The 19,759-nt window shown below is 64.5% G+C and carries 18 protein-coding genes; 10 read left to right on the forward strand and 8 right to left on the reverse strand.

The window, feature by feature from the left end; translation table 11 throughout:
- Window positions 1-110 precede the first annotated feature (110 nt).
- Window positions 111-452, reverse strand: a complete 342-nt coding sequence (locus tag H8R02_RS23460) for an NADAR family protein (protein ID WP_187083940.1) — start codon at window positions 450-452, stop codon at window positions 111-113.
- A gap of 308 nt (window positions 453-760) precedes the next feature.
- Between H8R02_RS23460 and H8R02_RS23465 the strand changes: the two genes are divergently transcribed.
- The 3 genes from H8R02_RS23465 (at window position 761) to H8R02_RS23475 (ending at window position 6,853) form a co-directional block, all read left to right on the forward strand.
- A complete protein-coding gene (locus tag H8R02_RS23465; RefSeq protein WP_187083941.1) occupies window positions 761-1,096 on the forward strand; it encodes a hypothetical protein in 336 nt (111 codons plus the stop codon).
- Entirely contained in the window at window positions 1,083-1,472 is a 390-nt protein-coding gene (locus H8R02_RS23470) for a hypothetical protein (protein ID WP_187083942.1), read from the forward strand. The genes H8R02_RS23465 and H8R02_RS23470 overlap by 14 nt, the downstream gene beginning before the upstream one ends.
- 248 nt (window positions 1,473-1,720) lie before the next feature.
- Complete coding sequence (locus H8R02_RS23475) at window positions 1,721-6,853, forward strand: helicase-like domain-containing protein (protein ID WP_187083943.1); 5,133 nt, start codon at window positions 1,721-1,723, stop codon at window positions 6,851-6,853.
- 76 nt (window positions 6,854-6,929) lie between these two features.
- On the opposite strand, the gene H8R02_RS23480 is transcribed toward H8R02_RS23475, so the two are convergent.
- Window positions 6,930-7,832, reverse strand: a complete 903-nt coding sequence (locus H8R02_RS23480) for a hypothetical protein (protein ID WP_187083944.1) — start codon at window positions 7,830-7,832, stop codon at window positions 6,930-6,932.
- Between the two features lie 687 nt (window positions 7,833-8,519).
- On the opposite strand from H8R02_RS23480, the gene H8R02_RS23485 reads away from it, so the two are divergent.
- Entirely contained in the window at window positions 8,520-10,106 is a 1,587-nt protein-coding gene (locus H8R02_RS23485; protein WP_187083945.1) for a class I SAM-dependent methyltransferase, read from the forward strand.
- A 109-nt stretch (window positions 10,107-10,215) separates the two neighbouring features.
- Here H8R02_RS23485 and H8R02_RS30855 read toward each other — a convergent pair whose 3' ends face one another.
- Window positions 10,216-11,517: an Ig-like domain-containing protein gene (locus tag H8R02_RS30855; RefSeq protein WP_187083946.1), complete on the reverse strand. Its 1,302-nt coding sequence runs from the start codon at window positions 11,515-11,517 to the stop codon at window positions 10,216-10,218.
- A gap of 262 nt (window positions 11,518-11,779) precedes the next feature.
- On the opposite strand from H8R02_RS30855, the gene H8R02_RS23495 reads away from it, so the two are divergent.
- Complete coding sequence (locus tag H8R02_RS23495) at window positions 11,780-12,022, forward strand: hypothetical protein (RefSeq protein ID WP_187083947.1); 243 nt, start codon at window positions 11,780-11,782, stop codon at window positions 12,020-12,022.
- On the opposite strand, the gene H8R02_RS23500 is transcribed toward H8R02_RS23495, so the two are convergent.
- Together H8R02_RS23500 and H8R02_RS23505 are read right to left on the reverse strand one after the other, a co-directional pair.
- Window positions 12,019-12,366, reverse strand: a complete 348-nt coding sequence (locus H8R02_RS23500; protein ID WP_187083948.1) for a hypothetical protein — start codon at window positions 12,364-12,366, stop codon at window positions 12,019-12,021. The genes H8R02_RS23495 and H8R02_RS23500 overlap by 4 nt on opposite strands.
- Window positions 12,367-12,372: 6 nt before the next feature.
- The gene (locus H8R02_RS23505; protein WP_187083949.1) at window positions 12,373-12,795 is read right to left on the reverse strand and encodes a hypothetical protein; all 423 of its coding nucleotides are present in this window, start codon (window positions 12,793-12,795) and stop codon (window positions 12,373-12,375) included.
- Window positions 12,796-13,239: 444 nt separating this feature from the next.
- On the opposite strand from H8R02_RS23505, the gene H8R02_RS23510 reads away from it, so the two are divergent.
- The 3 genes from H8R02_RS23510 to H8R02_RS23520 are packed head-to-tail and all read left to right on the forward strand — an operon-like array spanning window position 13,240 to window position 15,451.
- Complete coding sequence (locus H8R02_RS23510) at window positions 13,240-13,767, forward strand: hypothetical protein (RefSeq protein WP_187083950.1); 528 nt, start codon at window positions 13,240-13,242, stop codon at window positions 13,765-13,767.
- Entirely contained in the window at window positions 13,755-14,969 is a 1,215-nt protein-coding gene (locus H8R02_RS23515) for a hypothetical protein (RefSeq protein ID WP_187083951.1), read from the forward strand. The genes H8R02_RS23510 and H8R02_RS23515 overlap by 13 nt, the downstream gene beginning before the upstream one ends.
- Before the next feature lie 47 nt (window positions 14,970-15,016).
- Complete coding sequence (locus H8R02_RS23520; protein WP_187083952.1) at window positions 15,017-15,451, forward strand: helix-turn-helix domain-containing protein; 435 nt, start codon at window positions 15,017-15,019, stop codon at window positions 15,449-15,451.
- Window positions 15,452-15,469: 18 nt separating this feature from the next.
- Here H8R02_RS23520 and H8R02_RS23525 read toward each other — a convergent pair whose 3' ends face one another.
- The 3 genes from H8R02_RS23525 to cadR form a co-directional block, all read right to left on the reverse strand.
- Window positions 15,470-15,748 (reverse strand): hypothetical protein, encoded by a 279-nt coding sequence (locus H8R02_RS23525; protein WP_187083953.1) that lies wholly within the window; start codon window positions 15,746-15,748, stop codon window positions 15,470-15,472.
- Window positions 15,745-16,455 (reverse strand): hypothetical protein, encoded by a 711-nt coding sequence (locus tag H8R02_RS23530; RefSeq protein WP_187083954.1) that lies wholly within the window; start codon window positions 16,453-16,455, stop codon window positions 15,745-15,747. The genes H8R02_RS23525 and H8R02_RS23530 overlap by 4 nt, the downstream gene beginning before the upstream one ends.
- A 96-nt stretch (window positions 16,456-16,551) precedes the next feature.
- Window positions 16,552-17,049: a Cd(II)/Pb(II)-responsive transcriptional regulator gene (gene cadR, locus H8R02_RS23535; protein WP_187083955.1), complete on the reverse strand. Its 498-nt coding sequence runs from the start codon at window positions 17,047-17,049 to the stop codon at window positions 16,552-16,554.
- Between the two features lie 50 nt (window positions 17,050-17,099).
- Here cadR and H8R02_RS23540 point away from each other — a divergent pair, with 50 nt between their 5' ends.
- Complete coding sequence (locus H8R02_RS23540) at window positions 17,100-19,364, forward strand: heavy metal translocating P-type ATPase (protein ID WP_187083956.1); 2,265 nt, start codon at window positions 17,100-17,102, stop codon at window positions 19,362-19,364.
- Window positions 19,357-19,752 carry a DUF3703 domain-containing protein gene (locus H8R02_RS23545; protein WP_187083957.1) on the forward strand — a complete coding sequence of 132 codons (396 nt, stop codon included), beginning with the start codon at window positions 19,357-19,359 and terminating at the stop codon, window positions 19,750-19,752. The genes H8R02_RS23540 and H8R02_RS23545 overlap by 8 nt, the downstream gene beginning before the upstream one ends.
- Window positions 19,753-19,759: the final 7 nt, after the last annotated feature.

Genomic DNA, 19,759 nt, shown 5'->3' on the forward strand with positions numbered 1-19,759 from the left:
CCAACGATACGCGGCGAAATACCGAACAGCAATCCCTTTGAAATCAACAAGTTACCTGCCCATGCCCGCGCCGTTGCTGGGGAAGCGAACCGTCACTTTTGACACTGAAATCAAATGGACCCCTTCACGTCTGCCAAAGGTGCGGTGGTGAGACACATGTCGGGCCGTTGAAGGGTGAGCATCCCAAGGCCCGCGATCAAGACTGAATGCCTCGTGATCTGCCAGTCGGATCGCCACTCCGCCTGCCGTGTTCGAGCGAACTTGCGAGCTTCTTTGACGGTGGGGCAGAAGAGCAGGGCGTCGCGCAACTCCGGTTTGTGCGGCATGAACTTGGCAGCCTCGTACCAGTGCACGAGCGAGAGGTAGACCTGCTGCCGCCGCGCTTCACTGCCCGCAGGCTTTGCCCACGGACCAAGAATTGGAGTATTGAGTAGGTCCTCGAGCGGCCGCATTCCGTCCACTGTATGGGCGTCCACCACAGGCAGTGCCCGAATCTATGACACCGGTGAGGTGCGTTGGCGAGCGAACTGGTGCCGTGGTGGACGCCATCCTTTGACCCTGGCGCGACTGGCATCCAGAATCGCGCGTACTGGGCATCACTGCCTTGCGCTGGTCCTGCACCAGCACTCACCTTGTCCTCCTCACTGCGAAGCCGTGACGGGGATCTCAACGCGGCAAACGCCGCAGCCGCTTCGCGCGAGCCCTACGGGCCGTCGTGAGCCGCGGCTTTCCACCACCACAGAAAAATCAGGGAACGGACATGGCACGAAACCACTTCGCCATCGAACCGCCCGGAAGGATCCGGATTTCCATTCCGGGCTACAGCCCCGAGGACAACCTCAAGGAACAAGCCAAGCGCAGAAGCGAAAAGCGGAAGCGCCAGCAGCGCCGCGACGAGGCCGCGGCCGCCGAAGCGCGAAAGCGACAGGAGGCGGCGGCGCGTGAGCGTCTTCAGCAGTCGCAGTCGCCGCCTCTGGCCGGCGATGACGACGTGGAAGCTCTGAGCCGCGCAGCTTCACAAGCCGAGGAAGCCTTCTCGCGTGACCTCGCCGCTGCGTTCAGTGATCCCAAGGAGGTTCGTCATGCGAATGAATGAACCTGGCCGCTGGCCACACGGGACGCCCGAACGGCTGGCCGAGTACGAAGAGTTGATGCGATCGGGACTTGCCGTCGACGTGACCCACAAGGCACCGAAGTGGTTTTCCGGTCCCGTGGCGATCGAGGCGAGCTGCTACGACCGGCTGGTCGCGTGGCATGCCGAGGCACAACGGCGACTTCGTTTGCATCTCGATGAGGCACAGCGTTTGGTGCACATGCTGGACGCGAGCGGGATTGCGATCACGTCGACCGGCGGCTGCTTCATCTGCAAGGCCGTTGACGCTGCTGGGCGGGACGTTCAACCCGAGCGTCACGTCCTCACATTGACCAACTATGGCGGGCCATCCCAGCCTGCTTGGTTGATCCACGGATAGGGGCGCATCTCCTTCCCGGCAACTACGGGACTTCTTCGCTCCGGCGAAGAAGTCTTCTTCAAACGGTCACGGACCTTTTGAAAAAGACAGTGCGCGCAGCGCGCTGCCTCGTTACCTCAGGCCCTCGCGCCTGAACCGTCGTTCCGCGTAAAGCGGACCGACATCTACCAACCCCCTTGCGGCGACAGCGCGCTTCCCGCAAGGGAGGCACCTGTCGCCGCTTTTTTTCTTTTCCCCTAAGGAGAGCGATGACACGAGTGAGAGATCACGCGCAGGAACGAGCGGACGCCGCCTGGCTCTGCGGCCTGACATTGGAGGACTTCGAGCCGCCCTCGGCTCCGACTCCGGTGGCGCAGGTTGCCAGGGCAGTTGCGGCCGTGACGCTGGACCTGGCCGACGCCCGCACAAGCGGGGAGATCGGAGACGTACTTGGCGACGAGCCGAGCTACGAGACGGAAGCGGACTTCGCCGGCGCCGCCTTGGCGGCCTGGGACGGAACCATTGAAGCAACGGACTACGCAGAACGCAAGGTCCTGTGGCCGCTGTTGGATCCGTCGGAGTACGCGCCGTCAACGTCGGTGACGAAGCGCATCGAAGACAACATCAGCGCCATCCGCCTCATGCAGGCCATGGTGCAGGAGAAGCGGACGCCTACGGCGGCCGAGATGGCGCAGCTGCTGCGCTACTCGGGCTGGGGCGGTGTTGCGCGCGTTTTCGGTGCCGACGGCTCGAAGGCGCAGCCGCTGGCAGAACTGCGCGAGCAGCTGAAGGCCTGCGTGGGCGAGCGTGAGTACGCCGCGCTGCAATCCAGCGTCAACACGGCGTTCTACACGCCGCCTGAACTGGTGCGTTCCATCTGGCGCATGCTGCAGCACCTTGGCTTCGAGGGCGGCCGCATCTGTGAACCCGCCGCCGGCGTGGGACATTTCGTGGCCAACATGCCGCCGGAGATCGCGCGCAAGTCGAACATCACGGCCGTCGAGGTCGACCCGACGAGCGCCGCGATTCTCGAGACCGCGTTCGCCCCCTTTGGGTTGCAGGTGCAAGCCTGCTCCCTCGAAACGGCGAAGCTGCCAATCGGCTTCTTCGACCTTGTTGTGGGCAACGTGCCATTCGGCAACTTCAAGAGCAACGACGCGACCAAGGCGCCCTACGCGCAGTGGTTGATTCACAACTGGTTCCTGGCCAAATCCATCGAGATGGTTCGCCCGGGCGGGCTTGTCGCAGTCATCACGACGCAGGGCACGCTCGACAGCCAGACCGATGCGCACCGCAGGTGGCTGAGCGCACATGCGGAGCTCGTTGCGGCGTTCAGGCTGCCGACAATGGCTTTCGAGGCACACGCCAAAACCGAGGCCGTCGCCGACATCCTGGTGTTCAAGCGCCGCGAGATTCCGGATTTCGCAGCGTTGGCTCCGTGGTGTCAACTCGGCACCGCGGAAGCGGAACTGTTCGCCGCGGGAGAGTCGGTCTCGGTCTACTCTTACAGCCGCCAGACTGGCAGCTCGGGTCAGCAGCGCCAGACCATCAACCGCCATTTCCGCGAGCATCCAGCATCCGTGCTGGGCAAGCTGAAGTGGACGAGCACGCAGCATGGCGAGGTTGCCAGACCGGTGTTCGACGGTTCGATGGAGGCCTTGTGCGCGCAACTGGATGCACAGGTCGACCAGCTGCCGTCCGACATCTACCAAGCTGGAAGCGACGCCACCGAGTCCGTCCCTACGGCACCCATGGCGCGGTATGCGAACACGGAAGACGCCCGCCCGGGCGCGTTCGTGGTATCCCGCGGCCGCATCTGCGTGTCGGAAGGCGACGAGCTTCTGGATGTCGACGGGCTCTACACCGGCACCGCGCGCAGGCGCCTGCTGGGAATGATCGAGATCCGGGATGCCGCTATCGCGGTGATCGAGCATCAAGCTCGCTCGGAGGACGACGGCCCGCTGCACGGATTGCAACAACGGCTCAATCGCGCTTACGACCACTTCGTGGGACAGCTCGGCGCGCTGAGCACCAGCGCGAACAGCCGTGTCATGAAGGGAGACCCAAACTGGCCGTTGCTGCTCGCGCTGGAGATCTACGACGAGGAGTCCGAGACGGTTACCAAGGCCGACATCTTCACGAAGCGGACCATCGGTGCGCCGAACATTCCGTCGAAGGTGGACACCGCCAAGGACGCGATGCTCGTGAGCCTCTCGTTGTTCGGGCGGATCGAGCTGGCTGACATGGCGAAGCGTACGGGCTTGCCCGTGCGTGAGGTCCTGGACCAGCTGCGCGCGGAAGGGCTGGCCTACCGCGATCCGTCACACGGCCGCTGGGTGCCGGCAGACGAATACCTGTCCGGGCACATTCGCGAGAAGATCGCGCAGGCCCGTGCAGCAGGACCTCAGTATGCGGCGAACGTCGTAGCGCTGGAAGCAGTGTTGCCGGCGGACTTGGGCCCGAAGGACGTGGAAGCACGTCTAGGCGCGCCCTGGATACCTTGCGACGTCATCAGCCAGTTCGCCCGCGAGCTGGTGAAGGACACCCGCAACGAGGTGAACGTCGACTTCGACAAATCCACGGCGACGTGGTCCGTCAAGACGCAGTATTCCCCGGAATACGTCGGCGACCGGACGTTGCAGACCATGAAGTGGGGCACCTCCAACCGGTGTGCCCTGACCCTGATCGAGGCGGCGCTCAACCAGCAGCCGCCCACCATCACCACAACGGTGGACAACCGCCAGGTGGTGGACACCCAGGCCACGTTCGCCGCGCGCGAGAAGTGGCAGGCCATCCGCGACGAGTTCCGCATGTGGGTGTACCGCGACGACGCGAGGCGAGACCGGCTGCTCAGGATCTACAACGACCTGTTCAACCAGCTGGTTCCACGCAAGTTCGACGGATCGCACCTGCACCTCCCGGGCATGAGCAAGGTGCTCACGCCGGCGGCGCACCAGAAGAACGCCATCTGGCGCATCCTGGTCAGTGGCAACACGCTGCTCGCCCATGCGGTGGGTGCGGGAAAGTCGCTCGAGATGATCGCGGCGGCCATGGAACTGAAGCGCCTCGGCAAGGCGCGCAAGCCTTGCCACGCGGTGCCGAACCATCTGCTGAGCCAGTACGTGGCGGAGGCGGTCCGCCTGTATCCGCAGGCGCGCATCCTGATGGCGACCAAAGAGGACCTGCACGGCGACCGTCGGCGCGCCTTCGTGGCGCGCATTGCGACGGGCGACTGGGACTCTATCGTGATGACGCACTCGACTTTCGAGAGGTTGTCACTCAGCCCGGACGTGCAACGCGGGTTCATCGACAGGATGCTGGAAGAGGCACGGACGATGATGTCGCTCACCGAGGACCGCGGCGCCAAACGCTCCATCAAGGAGATCGAAAAGCGCATGAAGGATCACGAGGCGCGAATCACGCGTCTGGTCGAAGGCGGAAAGGCCGACGACCTGAATGCCGTATGGTTCGAAGAACTTGGCGTGGATTGGGTCTTCCTCGATGAAGGCCACTACTACAAGAACCTCGGCCGCCTGAGCAAGATGCCCCGGATCGCCGGCTTGCCCAACGTGTCGTCGCAACGCGCTTTCGACGCATTCATGAAGACCCGGCTCATCATGGAGGCGCGTGGCGGCAAGGAAGAGGGAGTGGTTCTCGCAACCGCGACCCCGATCAGCAACTCGATCGCCGAGATGCACGTGATGCAGCTGTTCCTGCAGCCGGAAACACTGAAGCGCTTCGGGCTCTATGAGTTCGACGCGTGGAGTGCCAGCTTCGGTGAGGCAGTGACCGGAATCGAGCTGGCGCCGGATGGAAGCGGCTTCCGCACGGTGACGCGCTACTCGCGCTTCATCAACCTGCCGGAACTGATGTCCGTGTTCCGGATGGTGGCGGACATCTGCACCAAGCAGATGCTGAAGCTGCCTGTGCCAGCCGTGATGGGCGGAAAGCCGCAGGTGATAGTGGCCAAGCCCAGCGCGACGCTCAAGAACATCGTGGCCGAATTGGTCAAACGCGCAGACGACATCCGAAACCGGCGTGTGCGTCCCGAGAAGGACAACATGCTCGCGATCACCAACGACGGCCGCCGGGCCGCGATCGACGTGCGGCTGGTTGACCCCAGCCTGCCGGCGGATCCGGACGGAAAACTGGCGCTGTTGGCGCGCAACGTGCACCGCATCTGGCGGGACGGCGCGGAGCGCAAGCTCACCCAGCTCGTGTTCAGCGACATCGGAACTCCCGGAGCGCCCGGGTTCTCGGTCTACACCGAGATCCATCGGATGCTGATCGCGCTTGGCATTCCCGCAGGCGAGATCGAGTTCATCCAGGACCACGACAGCGACGCCGCGAAAGCGAAGCTGTTCAAGCGTGTGCGCAATGGGCTCACGCGAATACTGCTCGGCTCGACCGCCAAGATGGGGACGGGCACGAACGTACAACGTCTGCTGAAAGCGGTGCATCAATGCGATGCACCCTGGGTGCCGGCGGCCGTGGAGCAGCGTGATGGGCGCGCCGAGCGGCAAGGCAACGAGAACGACGAGATCGAGCTGTGGCGGTACATCACCGAAGGCTCGTTCGACGCGTACAGCTGGAACCTGCTGGACGTCAAGGCGCGATTCATCGAACAGGTGATGACCGCTGACCGCGGCCTGCGCAGCGTGGAGGACATCTCCATCACCGCGATGACGTATGCGGAGCTCAAGGCGGTTGCCTCGGGCAACCCTCTCGTCATGGAGAAGGCGACTGTCGATGCGAAGGTGCAACGGCTGGCCATGGCCTACGGCGAATGGGAAGACTCCCGCTGGAGGATGGGACACCGAAAGGCGAACCTGCAGCAGCGCTTGGCGTGGATCGACAGCAACGTCGGTCTCGTCGAGCAGGATGCCAAGCTGGCCGAGAACTCCTCGGCCGCGACACCGGTATCCGCCAGCACTCCGCTGGTGGGTGCCGCGATCGCGGCTGCAGGAGAGTCGGCAGAGGCTATCGGGCTCGCTTTCCGCGAGGCCGCGAAGCAGCGCTACCAGGGCGACTTCGCGCAAGTGAACGGGTTCGGATTGTCGATCTTCGTGCCGTACCTGAAGGCGCCGGCGGAGCTGGTGGTCCGGGCGCCCCACTCGGGGCTCACGGTCACGGTGGACCGACCGAACATGAACGACGTGGTGGGCGTCGGGCGGAAAACGCTCGACACGATCAGGGCGATCGCCCAGGACCCCGCGAAGCTGCGCGACGAGAAGACGAGGAAAACCTCGGAACTCGCCAGCGTCGAAGTCCTGATGGAACAGGAGTTCGAGCATCGTGATGAGCTCGCGCAAGCGCGTGCGCGTCAAGCCGAGATCGAGGCGCAGTTGGACCTCGACAAGTCAACCACGGGCAGCCAGGAAATGGCAGCCGAACCCGCCTGATATGGCGGCATCTCTTTGAAGGCCTCCCGCTTGCGCGGGAGGTTTTTTTTTGGCCGGAGGGCTGGCGGCCGAGCGTCTAAGCGCCGCCGCCAACGCCGTCGAAGAAGTACGGCGGCAATCGGACCGTGAGTCCGCCTTGCGTCACCTGAATCTTGGCCAGCAGCGCCGCGTCGATGTCACTGTTCTCGAGGTCCATCCAGAACCCGTACACCGTGCCGTCCTCTGACGCTTCTTCGTGGATCTCCACGTCGACGAGCTGCTCCGCTTCGCCGAGCGAGAGGTTCAGTTCGTCGGCCAGTGCCTCCGCGAGGCTGCGGCTGGGCGGCTCCTGCTCGCGCCGATAATTGGGGTCGAGGCTGGCGCTCGTGACCTGGTAGTCGAAGCTCCAGAGCGAGTAGCCGGACCTTCGGGTCGAGAGAACGGCTTCGACGTCGATCCGGTGACCGACATACGGCCGGTCGCGATCGATCTCAAGCGACACGTGACCCTCGACCTCTTCGTCGAGCACTTCACCGGTGCCGGGAATGCTGGCCAGTTCCACGCCGATCAGCGGCATGTAGATCTCGCTCAAGCCTGCATGGTTGGCCGACGTCATCTCCCCGGTGACAGGGCCTCGGTTGACCGTTGCCTGGTCCACGAAGTCCTGGACTGCGTTCAAGAGTGAGTCGAGCGAGCGGTGCACTCGCACGCCGGGCAGCTTCGCCACCAGCGCATTCACCATGACCTTGGCGACTTCATCGCTGGAGACGCCCACGGCGAGCTGTGCCACGCGAGCGTCGAGCGTAGCCATGTCGATGACGACGTGAGCGTTTCGCTCGCCGGTCAGATCCCCGTCGCTCGATGCTTGCAATGCTGCAAGCGACTGAAATCCCAGGGCTGCGGCAACCAGCTGCTGTGCGTGGCCGAGCTTGATCGGATGGGGTGAGCCCGCGGTGGCGGTGCGGATGGCGTGTGCAACGCCGGAAATGTCAAACTTCATGCGAATCTCCAAATTCGGCACGGGTCGATCGAGCGCTTACTCGTCCCGCGCCCTGCGGAGTGCATGGGTTTGGAAAAGGAAAAGCGAAGGTAACCGGGTTGCTAGTCGCCTAGCGTGTCTGGTATGAGCCGCTCGAAGCTCAGGCGGACGCCTTGAGCGACATTTTACGCCTGTACTACGCAGCCGGGACTGCGGCCGAATTTCGCCTCCACCGTCTCGCGCAGGCGGTGTATTTGTCACAGGTTTTCTTGGAGTGGCGCTGCGTCGGTGCCCGACAATGAAGCCCTCCCAACGTCCTTCCCCAAGGACCTTGAATGCTGCCCTCGGGTGGCATTTTTTTTTGGGCGATGCGGCCGCGAGCGGGTCGAACGCGATCGTTTGCCTCACGCCGGCAGCGTCGCTACAGTCGTCGCACGTCTCCCCAGTGGAGCGGACAGCAGCTGCTGTCATTTGACCTGTCGGCGTGTCGCCTCACGGCGACCCCCGGCACGGCGACCGCGCATAGCCGCGGCGTCGACCTTCCCCGGTGCCTCGGCCGCATCCCTCGTGGGTTGCGACGCCACGCATCGGAATCACCATGTGGTAACCACCGTCTGCTCGCGCTTGGCGCCGGCGGACCGTAGCCACACAACCCTCGCGGGGCACAAAGCCCTGGGGGGCGAGTGCTCCGCTCACAAGGAGCACTTTTTGAGACAGCATCTTCAGCTGCTCGCGCGTTCGCCCGACATCTCTTCGATCTTGGCCCTGCGAAGCCTGGCGCCATGCGAATGGGGCGAATTCGAGTCGACCGACCGCGAGCCTCCTGTCACGGTTCGAACCGAAGGTGAGGGCGTCGAATCCCGGCGCATGCTCGTCATCGGCGAGAGCGTGGTGGTCACGACGCGCTGCGTCGGCGACGACGTGGAGATCTCCGTCACCAACGCACAGATGCCGGACGATCTGCGCGCGGTGCTGGCCGCGGCTGGCATCCCTGCGCTCGCACATGGGCGGCCGCTGCGGATCTGCGCCGAGCAGTTCTTTACGCGGCTCTGTACGCTGGACGCCGGCTGGGTGCTCCTGCGGCGGATTCGCAATTGCACGGGACCCGACCAGGCTGTGTCGATTGCGGTGCAGGTGCTGAACCTGGGCCTGCGGTGGAACCAGAACCAGGCGGCGATGTGCAACCGCGGAGAGTCGCCAGCCAGCCTTAAGGTCGCGCGAGCGCTGCAACAAGAGTCCGAGGAATTGCTCAAGGAGCATTCCGGATGGATGACCTCGTTGCGTCTGCTTGACGATCCACGGGGCGCCGCAATCGAGATCGGCACGCGCGGCTTCGATCATCCTTGTTCGTCAGCGGCGCTCATCTTCGATTGGCGACCAGCGCCTTGCGCGTCTGGCGAGCCCGTTCCCGTCGTGCGACACGGAAGCGGCCGGTATGCAATCCGGCCGACGAAACTGAAGCCTGCCGTGCTCGACGCGCTCAGTGCGGCCGTCGTGAGCGGCCACGAAGTGCGGGTGGTGCAACGGCTATCGAAAGCGCTATACGCGAACGCGAACGACGTGCTGCAGACCTTGGGAGGAGAATGGAGTAGTGCCAAGCAGGCCCACGTGTTTCCTGGGTGTGCCGCTACCGCGTTGAACAGCGTGATGGCCTCGGGTGAGCTTTACCGCCGCGAGGACTTCGAGTTTTTCTGGACAGCCGAGGAGACTGCGCGGCGCGTGATCGCGTTGGCGCGGCTGAGGCCCGGCATGACAGTGCTCGAGCCGAGTGCCGGTGACGGTGCGCTGGCGCGTCCCGCTGCCGACATCGTCGGAAAGCAAAACGTGAGCGTCTTCGAACTCATGCCTGAGAACGTGAAGCGGCTGCGAGAGCAGGGTTTCGCGATCGACGCCCCGGTGAACTTCCTGGCCACGGAGCCGACACCGACCTACTCGGTAGTGATCATGAACCCGCCGTTCTCCGGAGGCCGGGACATGGCGCACATCCAGCATGCGATGCGCTGGCTGGTACCGGGTGGGCGTCTGGTCGCGATCGCGTCGACCAGCTGGCGGACGCAGAGGTCTTCCAACGCGGAGCGGTTTCGGACTTTGCTTTCGGAACTGGATGCCGATGTCGCGGAGTTGGATCGCGGAGCGTTCAAGGAAGCGGGCACTGACGTGCCCACAACATTGATCGCGTTCAACGTGCGCGGTGCTCCGGTCGGTCCGGAGTTGTCGCTGCCCGCCGCGCGTGTTTCCGCACGGTTGGCACCGTCGCCTACGGTCTCCGTGGCGGCGCAGCTCGAGTTCTTCTAACAGGCTGCCGGCGGGTCATCCGCGCGCAGGCAGGATGAAAGTTTGACGGGGCCCCGGCGTGATGCCGGGGCCCCGTTCCCTTTTCAGCTGAGAGACGGCGAGACCGTGATCAGCCAGCCGTCGTGAACGACCACGTGCGATCGAACGGAACGCGACCCGACGCATCGGCAGCGGACCCCTTGAAACGGACGGTGTACCGCGTGTTGGCTTTCAAAGCACCCACAGGAATCAGGTAGACCTCGCTGGCCTGCAGGAGCGGCGCTTCGCGGTTCGTCACCTGCACCGTCGGCACGGCCGCACCCACGTCGTCGGCGAGTTGGAAGCTCTCGACGGAAACGGTGCTGCCCGGGCGCGCCTGGAAACTGATCGGGAAGCCTTTCACCGCGATGCTGGGTGCAGGATCCGGTGCTTCGCCTTCCATCGTCGCGGCCACCGCCGTTTGACCGTTGGCCGGATAGATTGCCGACCACGTGAGGGGCAGCGGGCTGGCGGTCGTGCGCATGCCGGTGTTGTAGACGCACACACGCAGCCGGAAGCCGTTCGAGTCGGTGACCTGATCGCTCACGCCGACCCCGATGTTCTCCACCTGCGGATTGAGCAGGCCGGCGCGGTGAAACACCGTGGCAAGCAAGCGCGTCACGCAACGCGGCACATCCGGCTCGTAGCTCGGAAGCACACCGTACAGCGAGCCGGAGACCTCCGAGACGAAATAGTCGCTGCGATAGCCTGCCGTCTGCGCGCGCGCGGAGGGCGTCGTGCCGGTGAAGCCCGCGGTCCCCGGCGTCTGGTAGTGCGCGGTCAAGGTGCCATCCGGCTGCGTCGTGTAGAGCACAGCATTGGCCATGCCGCCGGTGTAGTAGTTGGCCAGCGAATAGCTCGCCTGAGACTGCGCCGCGGCGCTGAGGGATGCCACTTCCACGGCGTCAACACCGCCGGAAGCGCGGCGCGCGACGTTGATGCCGTCCAGCGTCGCAGCCTTCCACGCGTCGACGCAGCTGTTGATGACCAGATGGCATCGGAACACCTCCAGCGGAGCGACCGCGATGACCGCGTTGTTCGTCAGCGGCCCGAGCAGGTATACCGTGCCATTCGCGACACCGAGGTAGTTGCCCGGCCACTGGTAGTGGCGGTACTCGAAGGGACTGGCAACGCCGTCCGTGGACGGCCCGTAAAAGTGCGCGCTGTATGCCTTCTCCGCCCAGTTGAAGAAGGCTTGGGCCGTGATCTGCGTCGGGGCGGCGGCCGCCCGAAGAGGTTGCTGCTGCGCGAGCGGCGCGGGCCGATCCGCTGCGGCGGCGGATTCGGGTTCACCCCCTCCGCATGCCGTCAGGCCGGCCGCGAGGCAGGCGACCGCAACGAAGTCTCCTGCGCGGCGCCACGCGGGCGCCTGACGACGGTGTCGTTCTTGCACTATTCCATCCTCCACTGATTCGATGAATTATCGGGTAGCCGCAATGCCAGACCGTGATCCTAGCTTCGCACGGAAACGAGTTCGTGCAAGTGGCCGCGAGACGAGGTTGTTGCTCGCGTTGGATGGCGATACTGCATCTGGAAGGAGACCGGCAAACTTCCGGTGCCGGACGCCGCATTTTCTTTCAGGCGGCTGCACGACTTTGGTCTTGACCCGTGCACTTCTTCCCGTAGCCTGAAATTCAGGAGGCACGGAATCATCCATGAACGGCATTGACGGCAACACCCTCGACAAGATCGCACAGGCCAGCGAGCTCGTGATCAGAGCTGCTGCGGTTCTCGGCACTTTGAGCGACGATCAGCAGCGCGCGGTCCACGCAGCCACCCAGGGTCACCTGCCGCACTCGCTGGCGGGCTTCCTGCGCCATGCGCGCAAGCTCTCGCCGGCGGTGGAGGAGAGCCTGCGGACGCACCCCCCACTCGGGCTGCGCGAATTCTGGTACTAGCTTGCGGGCGTCTCGCCTGGCGCCGGGACCACGACGTCCAGGCCGTTGGCAGCGAGCACGCACAAAATCTCGTGCAGATCGGCATCGTCGTGATCTTTCGTGTGCGGCGAATGCCCGACGACGATCTTCGGTTGCGCGCAAAGCTCGAGCATCACCGTCTGGTTGGGTCGCGAGACCCGCCGGGCCCGAATCGGTCGAGCAAGTGACTTGAGATGGCGCAGCGCGTCCCCTCCCGTCGCGACCTCCGCCGTGGGCGAGTTCACGCGCACGAATACGCGCGTGCGATTCACCGCGCGCACGGGATCACGCAAGAACAGCACCGTCTCGTCGTCACGCAGTCTCATTCCTCATCATCCTTTGGGCGGTTGGGACCGAGGCTGCAGCGCATCGTCGGTCGTGCGCTCGCGCACGGACATGCCGATCGTGCCGGTGGCCAGCCGCCTGCAAATTTCCTGCACCGCAAAGTCGCGACTCGCTCCTTTGACGTCGACGGGCACCCAGACACGCAGCTCGTCGTCCACCAGGCTCGCCTCCAGCAGCGGCAGGCCCGCAGCCGTATACGGACCAATACCGTGAAGTTCACGCCGCCAAGTAGAAGTCGCCGCCTGGGCGGGCGCGTCGAGCCGGGCCCGCAGCTGCTTGCAGAAGTCGCGGGTGACCGGAACCGGTGGGAGCCGCTCAAGGTAGGCCAGCACGTCGCGCAGCAAGCCTTGGCCTGCGCGCAGTTCGTCCAGCGCCGCATTCAGGCGTGCTTGATCGGTGCTTGTGTCCATGGGGAAAGGTCGCGGGTGGGGTGTGCGCGGACAGCATACCGGCTCGCCAACCAGCACCCGGGCGTGGACCATGTCTCCCTGTGGGCCGGTAGGCGTGGCCGGGCCCGTGACGAGGCTTCTGCCGCAAGCGATCAATTTTCGTTCGTGCGCCCCGCGCGCCCTCGACGGAAGAGTGCCAGCCAATCCCATCTTTACACGCGGGCGCGTGCCCTGCAAACCGACCGTGGCGACTTCGACCTCCCTGCCTGATCGACCGGGCCCTTTTTCCCCCTTCTTCTCCCTTCCTCTCCCTACATCATGCGCCGCGGCGGAGCGGGCCGAACGGGGCTCCGAAAAATTCGAAAACCGTCATCAAGGGGGAGGCGTTTCGTCGAGTGGGCCGCATCCGCGTGTAAAGATGGGTTATGGGGTTGACGATGCTCATTTTCCAGCTACCTTAAGTACATGACAAATTCCAGTTGGCCGGTTGGCCAGGGCCGCATCGACATCCCCGCCGACGTCGACTACATCGCGTTGGTGTTCTCGCGCGACGAGGTAACTCAGGGCGGCGTGGGCCGCGCCGTCGACGATCTCCTGGCGCTGATTGAGGACGATCGCCTGCGCAGGCAACTCACCCACGGGGTGTTCTTCAGCTTCGAGGGATGGGACGCGGACCCGCGCCCCATCCACCAGATCCCGGAATGCCGGCGCTACTTCGCCGCGCTGCACCAGCAGTTTCCGTACTGGATGCACTTCCTGCTGCCCGAGCCGCGCATGTGGAGCGTGGTGCGGACTTTGCTCGTGCGTGCCGACACCGAGGGAATGCAGGAGGGCACCTCCGACGCGCGCGTGTCGATGGAGGAAACTCGGGCCATCATTAACAGCATGCTGCTGCCGCTGAACACGCTGCACGCCGACATGGGCCTGTCGATGCAGGAGCGCAACCAGATCTTCGACACCTCGCTGAAGGCGATCCAAGAATGCCTCAAGTAGCGGCGGACCAAGACACCAAGGTGCCCGCGGCGGCCGAAGTGTTCGAGAAATGGATGCAGAACAAGATGCGGCGCGACAAGGGCGGCTGCAGCCCCGAGTCCGTGCCGATCTACCGGGCCATCTGGGACGCCTGGCTGGCCTGGCTCACCACGCAGGACGTCGCACCCGGGCCCGGCGAAGCGTGGAGGCGAGCGCAAGCTGCCCACGTGCGCAAGTTCATCGAAGGACCGGCGCCGGCCGAGGGCAAACGCCGACGAGAGCCAAAGAACGAAGCGCGCATGGCGAACTACACGCGGCAGCGCTACTACAGCGCCTTGCGCGACATCTACGACTTTGCGTGTGACCGCAAGCGGCTCTGGTGCGCTGCGAATCCTGCGAACGGCGACAAGTTGCCTGAGGAACACCGCATCAACCTGCGCGACCGCACGTCGCAGGTGCTGCCGCCCGGCGTGCTGCCGATGCTTCGGGATCCTGAGCAGCTGGTCAAGCTGCTTCCAAAGAAGGCTGAAACCAACTGGTGGATCGACCGTGATCGGGCCGTGGTTGCACTGCTCGCCCACTTCGGCCTGACCAAGAGCGAGCTGATCGACCTGAAGGGCCACGATCTGAGGCGGCAGATGGGACGCGTGTACGAGCCGCACGAGCAGCTGAGGCTCGACGAAGAGCCGAACTCGATTCTCCTCAACGTGTATGCGCCCGATCGCACCGCCAAGCGCCTGGGCGCACCTTTCGAGCTCACGCACGAGGTGCTGGTGATGGTGAGGCCGTGGCTGTTGCAGCGTCGGCGGCTGCTCGCGGCGCAGCGCACGCGCATGATCGCCGGCCAGCGCTCCGCCGATCGCATGCCCGCGCCAGACGAGCAGCAACCGCTTTTTCTCGCCCGCATCCCAGCGAAGGAAAGTGGGTGCCTGCCCGCCATGGAAGGCAGCACCGTCTACCAACTCGTGAATCGCTGCCTCGGCCGCGCTTACGCTATGCCGGAGGTGTCGAAGCACCTCGATGCGGAGGCGATCGTGGCCATGGGACCTGGGATCGTGCGCAACTCAGTCATCCGGCACTGGATCGAGACGCTGGGCGCCGCACAAGCCGCGGTGCTGGCCGGTATCAAGGAGCAGCGCCACCTGCGACACCCGGACGCGGTCCCGGCCGCCGCGAGGCCGACTGCCAAGTCCGGCACGCCTCGCGTGGAAACGCCGCCATAGGCCCCCGCCCCCGGATCGCAGGCGGGGCGCTGCTTAGAATGCCCGCCATGCCGAACATCGCGAGCGCTCTCAAGGACGAAATCACGCGGCTTGCCCGCAAGGAACTTCGTGCAAGCACTGATACCCTGAAGAAGGCGGTGGCCACCTACAGGTCGGAGATCGCCGCGCTCAAGCGCCGCGTGGACCAGCTGGAACGCCAGCAAAAGCGCACGACGAAGGTAGTGGCGCGCGCGGTGCCGGCGGAGCAGCCGCGCGATGATGGGCAGCTGCGCTGGCGTGCCTCTGGTTTCGCCCAGCACAGGAAACGCCTCGGTCTTTCCGCGCATGAAGCCGGCACTCTCCTCGGTGTGAGCCCGCTGACGGTCTACAAGTGGGAAAGCGGCCAGGCCAGACCGCGCGCGCAGTACCTGCCGGCGATAGCGCAATTCAGAAGCCTGGGCAAGCGCGAAGCGGCAAGGCGTCTCGAAGAGCTTGCGGCCTAGTGCGGTCCGTGGCGGCTATCAAAGTTTCCGGATTCGCTTCCAGCGGTGCATCGCTGTGATCACGGTGTCGCCTTCCGCGACGACAGGCACCGTTCTGTTGAGCGAATCCCGATAGCGGCGCCACAGCGGCGCGGGGCATTCGTTTTTAAGGAACGGCAGCTCCTTCTTCGAGACGCGATACATGGCCGCGCGTCCAGTCGCCTTGATGGCCACGCCATGGTCCATCACCATCGCCAAGAGCGCGTCAGGAATGCCCCGGCGCTGCTGTTGTTCGACTGCATGCTTTGTCTGTCTCATCGTGCGTTTCCCTTCGGGGTGAACGCGACTTCCTCGAGGTCATCGAGATCGAGCGCGGCGAGCAAGGCGTCCGTCTCACGCACCAGTACCTTGTTGGCTTCGCTGCCTGGCACCTCTTCGTCCGCGAGGAAACAGCTCACCCCGTGGAACTCCTCAGGCATGGACAAGGCATACAGGCCGGTGCCATGCCGCTCACGCACCGCTTCGCGCAGGTAGTAGAACGGATCGCACATGGTGCTCGCGATCGCGCGCAGCGGGCTGACCTCGGTCGGCTCCAGCGCCGCATCGAAGTGCGATCCGGTGTAGTGGCTTGGCAGCTCGAAGTACTTCAGGAATCGCGGTGTCGACCGCAGGCAGACGAGCAGGTAGTTGATGAACGCGTCACGGACCAGGTTGTGCGCCTCGACGGCCGCATTCAAGTCAGCGGCGACCTGCTTGTCGACGACGATGTTTACCGGGCGTGTGCCCATGCGCTTGAGCTTGCCGGAGATGTAGGTGCGTGCGATCGACGTCAGCCGCTTGCCCTGAAGATCTTGGCGCAGGTAGGGGATCTCGCTACCGATGACCTGATTGAGGAAGGCGTCGCGCTTCAGGAAGCATCCGCGCATGTCCTGGTCGAACCGCTCGAGCAAGCCCTCCTGGATCTTGGCGGTGATTTTCGTGGTGCCGTCCACGGCTTCGTCGTGTGTGGTCTGTGCTTCTTCCATGGACACACGATAGGAGGGGTGATCTCGGTTTCGGTGCAAGTTGTAGCGGGTTGAGTTGCGCGTAAACCCTCGCGTCCTGCAGAGGACCCATACCTCTCATGGCTTCGCCGAACGGTGCTTCTCTTTAACCCTGCCGCTGCGTCTGCCGTGAGTTCCCTCCGCGAGCTGGTGTCCTGAATGTGGCCCGTGATCGTGTTCTAGAGCACCCTTTTCCAAACCGCCAAGGATTCCGCAGTCCTCTGCCGAGCGGCCATCCGAACAGCCAGCACGCAAAGCGCGCAGCTCGCCCTCGAGCACCTTGAGCTCCTTGATTCGGTTCACGATATGACCAATGTGATCGTCGAGCAACGCATCGACCTCCCCGCAGCTCTCGGTGGGAGCGTCCTTGTAGTGCAGCAGGACGCGGATCTCATCCAGCGTCATGTCCAGGCAGCGGCAATGACGGATGAAAGCCAGGCGGTGGACGTGCGCGTCGTTGTAAACGCGATAGTTTCCTTCCGTGCGCGCTGGCGTTGGAAGCAAGTCTTCCCGCTCGTAGTAGCGGATGGTTTCGACCTGCGTTCCGGTGGCAGCCGCCACTTCTCCAATTTTCATTTCATGCCTCAGCTTGACTCTGAAGTGGCTACAGGGTTTCCAATTAGGCCATGGATACGAAAACCCCGCCCAAAGAAGCGGACTGCTGCAGCTCAGCTGTATGTGCTGTCCCCGCCACCGCCGATGTACCCGTAGGAGGGCGCCGCTTTCGCATCCCCACCATGGACTGCAGCGCCGAGGAAGCCGAGGTCCGCCGCGCGCTGGAGCCGATCCTGGGCATCAGGTCGCTGAACTTCCAGTTGACCGCCCGCACGCTTGGTATCGACGCCTCCGATGACGCATTCCCGCTTGCACTGGAGGCGATCAAGAAGGCGGGTTTCCACCCCGAACCCATCGTCGGCCCGGACACGGTGGAAGCGCAAGCCCGGGAAGGGCATGGCGAGCTGCACGACCAAGACCACGACCTTGGAGCGGGCGTCGCTCGGTTGGCGTTGGCTTTAGGCGTAGCCGTGGCGGCCGAGGTGACCGAGTTCCTCGCCCCCGAAACCCTGCTCTGGAAATTGGTCGGCATGGCGCTCGCCGGCGTGGCGATCTGGCTTGCAGGTCTGGACGTCTACAAGAAGGGCATGGCGGCACTGCTGCGGGCCAAGCTCAACATCAACGCATTGATGTCGGTCGCAGTGACAGGTGCCTTCCTGATCGGGCAATGGCCGGAGGCCGCCATGGTCATGGCGCTGTACGCCATCGCCGAGCTGATCGAGGCGCGCGCCGTCGATCGGGCGCGCAACGCGATCAAAGGCCTGCTGGCGCTGGCACCAGAGGAAGCCCTGATGCAGACGGCGGACGGCCAGTGGCAGCTCACACCGGTGGCCCAGGTTCCGCTGGAAGCCACGGTCCGGATCAAACCCGGTGAGCGGGTCTCGCTGGATGGCGTCATCACCAAAGGCACCAGCGCCATCAACCAGGCGCCCGTCACGGGCGAAAGCATCCCCGTCGACAAGGCGCCGGGCGACCAGGTCTTCGCAGGCACCATCAACGAGACGGGTGAACTCGAGTTTCGCGTGACGGCGTCCGCCAGCAACACGACGCTCGCGCGCATCATCCACGCCGTCGAGCAGGCCCAGGGCACGCGCGCGCCGACGCAGCGCTTCGTTGACCGATTCGCCGCCATCTACACGCCGGCGGTATTCGCGCTTGCCGTCGCTGTCGCTCTGCTCACACCGTTCCTACTGGGCCTGACCTGGCTGGAGGCGCTCTACAAGGCGTTGGTGTTGCTGGTGATCGCCTGTCCCTGTGCGCTCGTCATCTCCACGCCGGTCACGGTCGTCAGCGGCCTTGCCGCCGGTGCGCGCCGCGGCATCCTGATCAAGGGCGGCACATACCTGGAGACGGCCCGATCCCTGAAGACCGTCGCCCTCGACAAGACCGGAACCATCACCGAAGGCAAACCGAAGCTGGTGGAGTGGCGCACGTGGAACGGTGGTGATGAGGCGCTGGCCAAGAGGCTCGCTGCCAGCCTGGCCAGCCGCTCCGATCATCCGGTTTCCCAAGCCATTGCCGCAGGCCTTGATGGCGAGCGCGCATCGGTCGAAGACTTCAGCGCGCTACCCGGACGCGGTGTTCAAGGCAAGGTCGACGGCAATCAACTGCTGCTCGGCAACCATCGCGCCGTGCATGAGCGCGGTCTCTGCGGGCCGGAACTGGAGGCCGAGCTACGCCAGCACGAGAAGCAGGGACGCACCGTCACGTTGTTGGCCAAAGACGATGTGGTACTCGTCATCTTCGCCGTCGCGGACACCATCAAGGAAACCTCGCGCCAAGCCATCGCCGACCTGAAGGCCCTGGGCGTTACACCCGTGATGCTCACCGGCGACAACCTCGCCACGGCCCAAGCCATCGCGGCACAGGCCGGCATCGAGGATGCACGCGGTGACCTGCTGCCCGAAGCCAAGCTGGAGGCCATCAAGGACATGCAGGCGCGCTACGGCGCCACCGGCATGACCGGCGACGGCATTAACGATGCTCCCGCGCTCGCGCAAGCCGACATCGGGTTTGCCATGGGCGGCGCCGGCACAGACACCGCGATGGAGGCGGCCGATGTCGTGATCATGAATGACGACGTGCGCCGGGTTGCAGAAACTGTGCGCCTCTCGCGTCGCACGCACGCAGTGCTTTGGCAGAACATCACGCTCGCGCTCGGCATCAAGGCGGTGTTCCTGGTGCTGGCCGTGTTCGGCAGCGCGACGATGTGGATGGCCGTCTTCGCCGACATGGGCGCGAGTCTGCTGGTGGTGGGAAACGGCCTGCGGCTGATGCGGGGAGTGCATGACACGTCGACCAAGGCTGCGGCGCATGTGGAGCAGGCCCATGCCTAGCAATCGCGAACAACAGCGACGTGTCTACGCGCGCTTGCTCGCGGGCTTCCGCAATAGCGAAGGCATGAGCGCGAAGGATCGGTGGGAGTGGCTCATGGCCGCCCACATCGTCGGCCAGATGGATTTCAAACTGCATGTCCACAGCCACTGCGTCATGCTCCGCTATGCCGCCCAAACTCGCGACTGGCCGGAGGCAGCGGGCCAGTTGTTTCGCTTGGCACTGGTCCCCCTGGGCCACGCGGTCGGCAGGCTCCCCGCAGGCAACATCGGACGCGCGACGGTGAACGCATTCAAGCCCATGCCGCTGAGTCCGAGCATCCACAAACTGATCGCCGAGGCACGGGAGGCAGTTCTAACGAAAGCCACTCAAGACTCGGTGAAAGTGTGATCCTGAT

It is taken from the genome of Ramlibacter albus (genome assembly GCF_014297445.1).
GTDB classification, from domain to species: Bacteria; Pseudomonadota; Gammaproteobacteria; order Burkholderiales; family Burkholderiaceae_C; genus Ramlibacter; species Ramlibacter albus.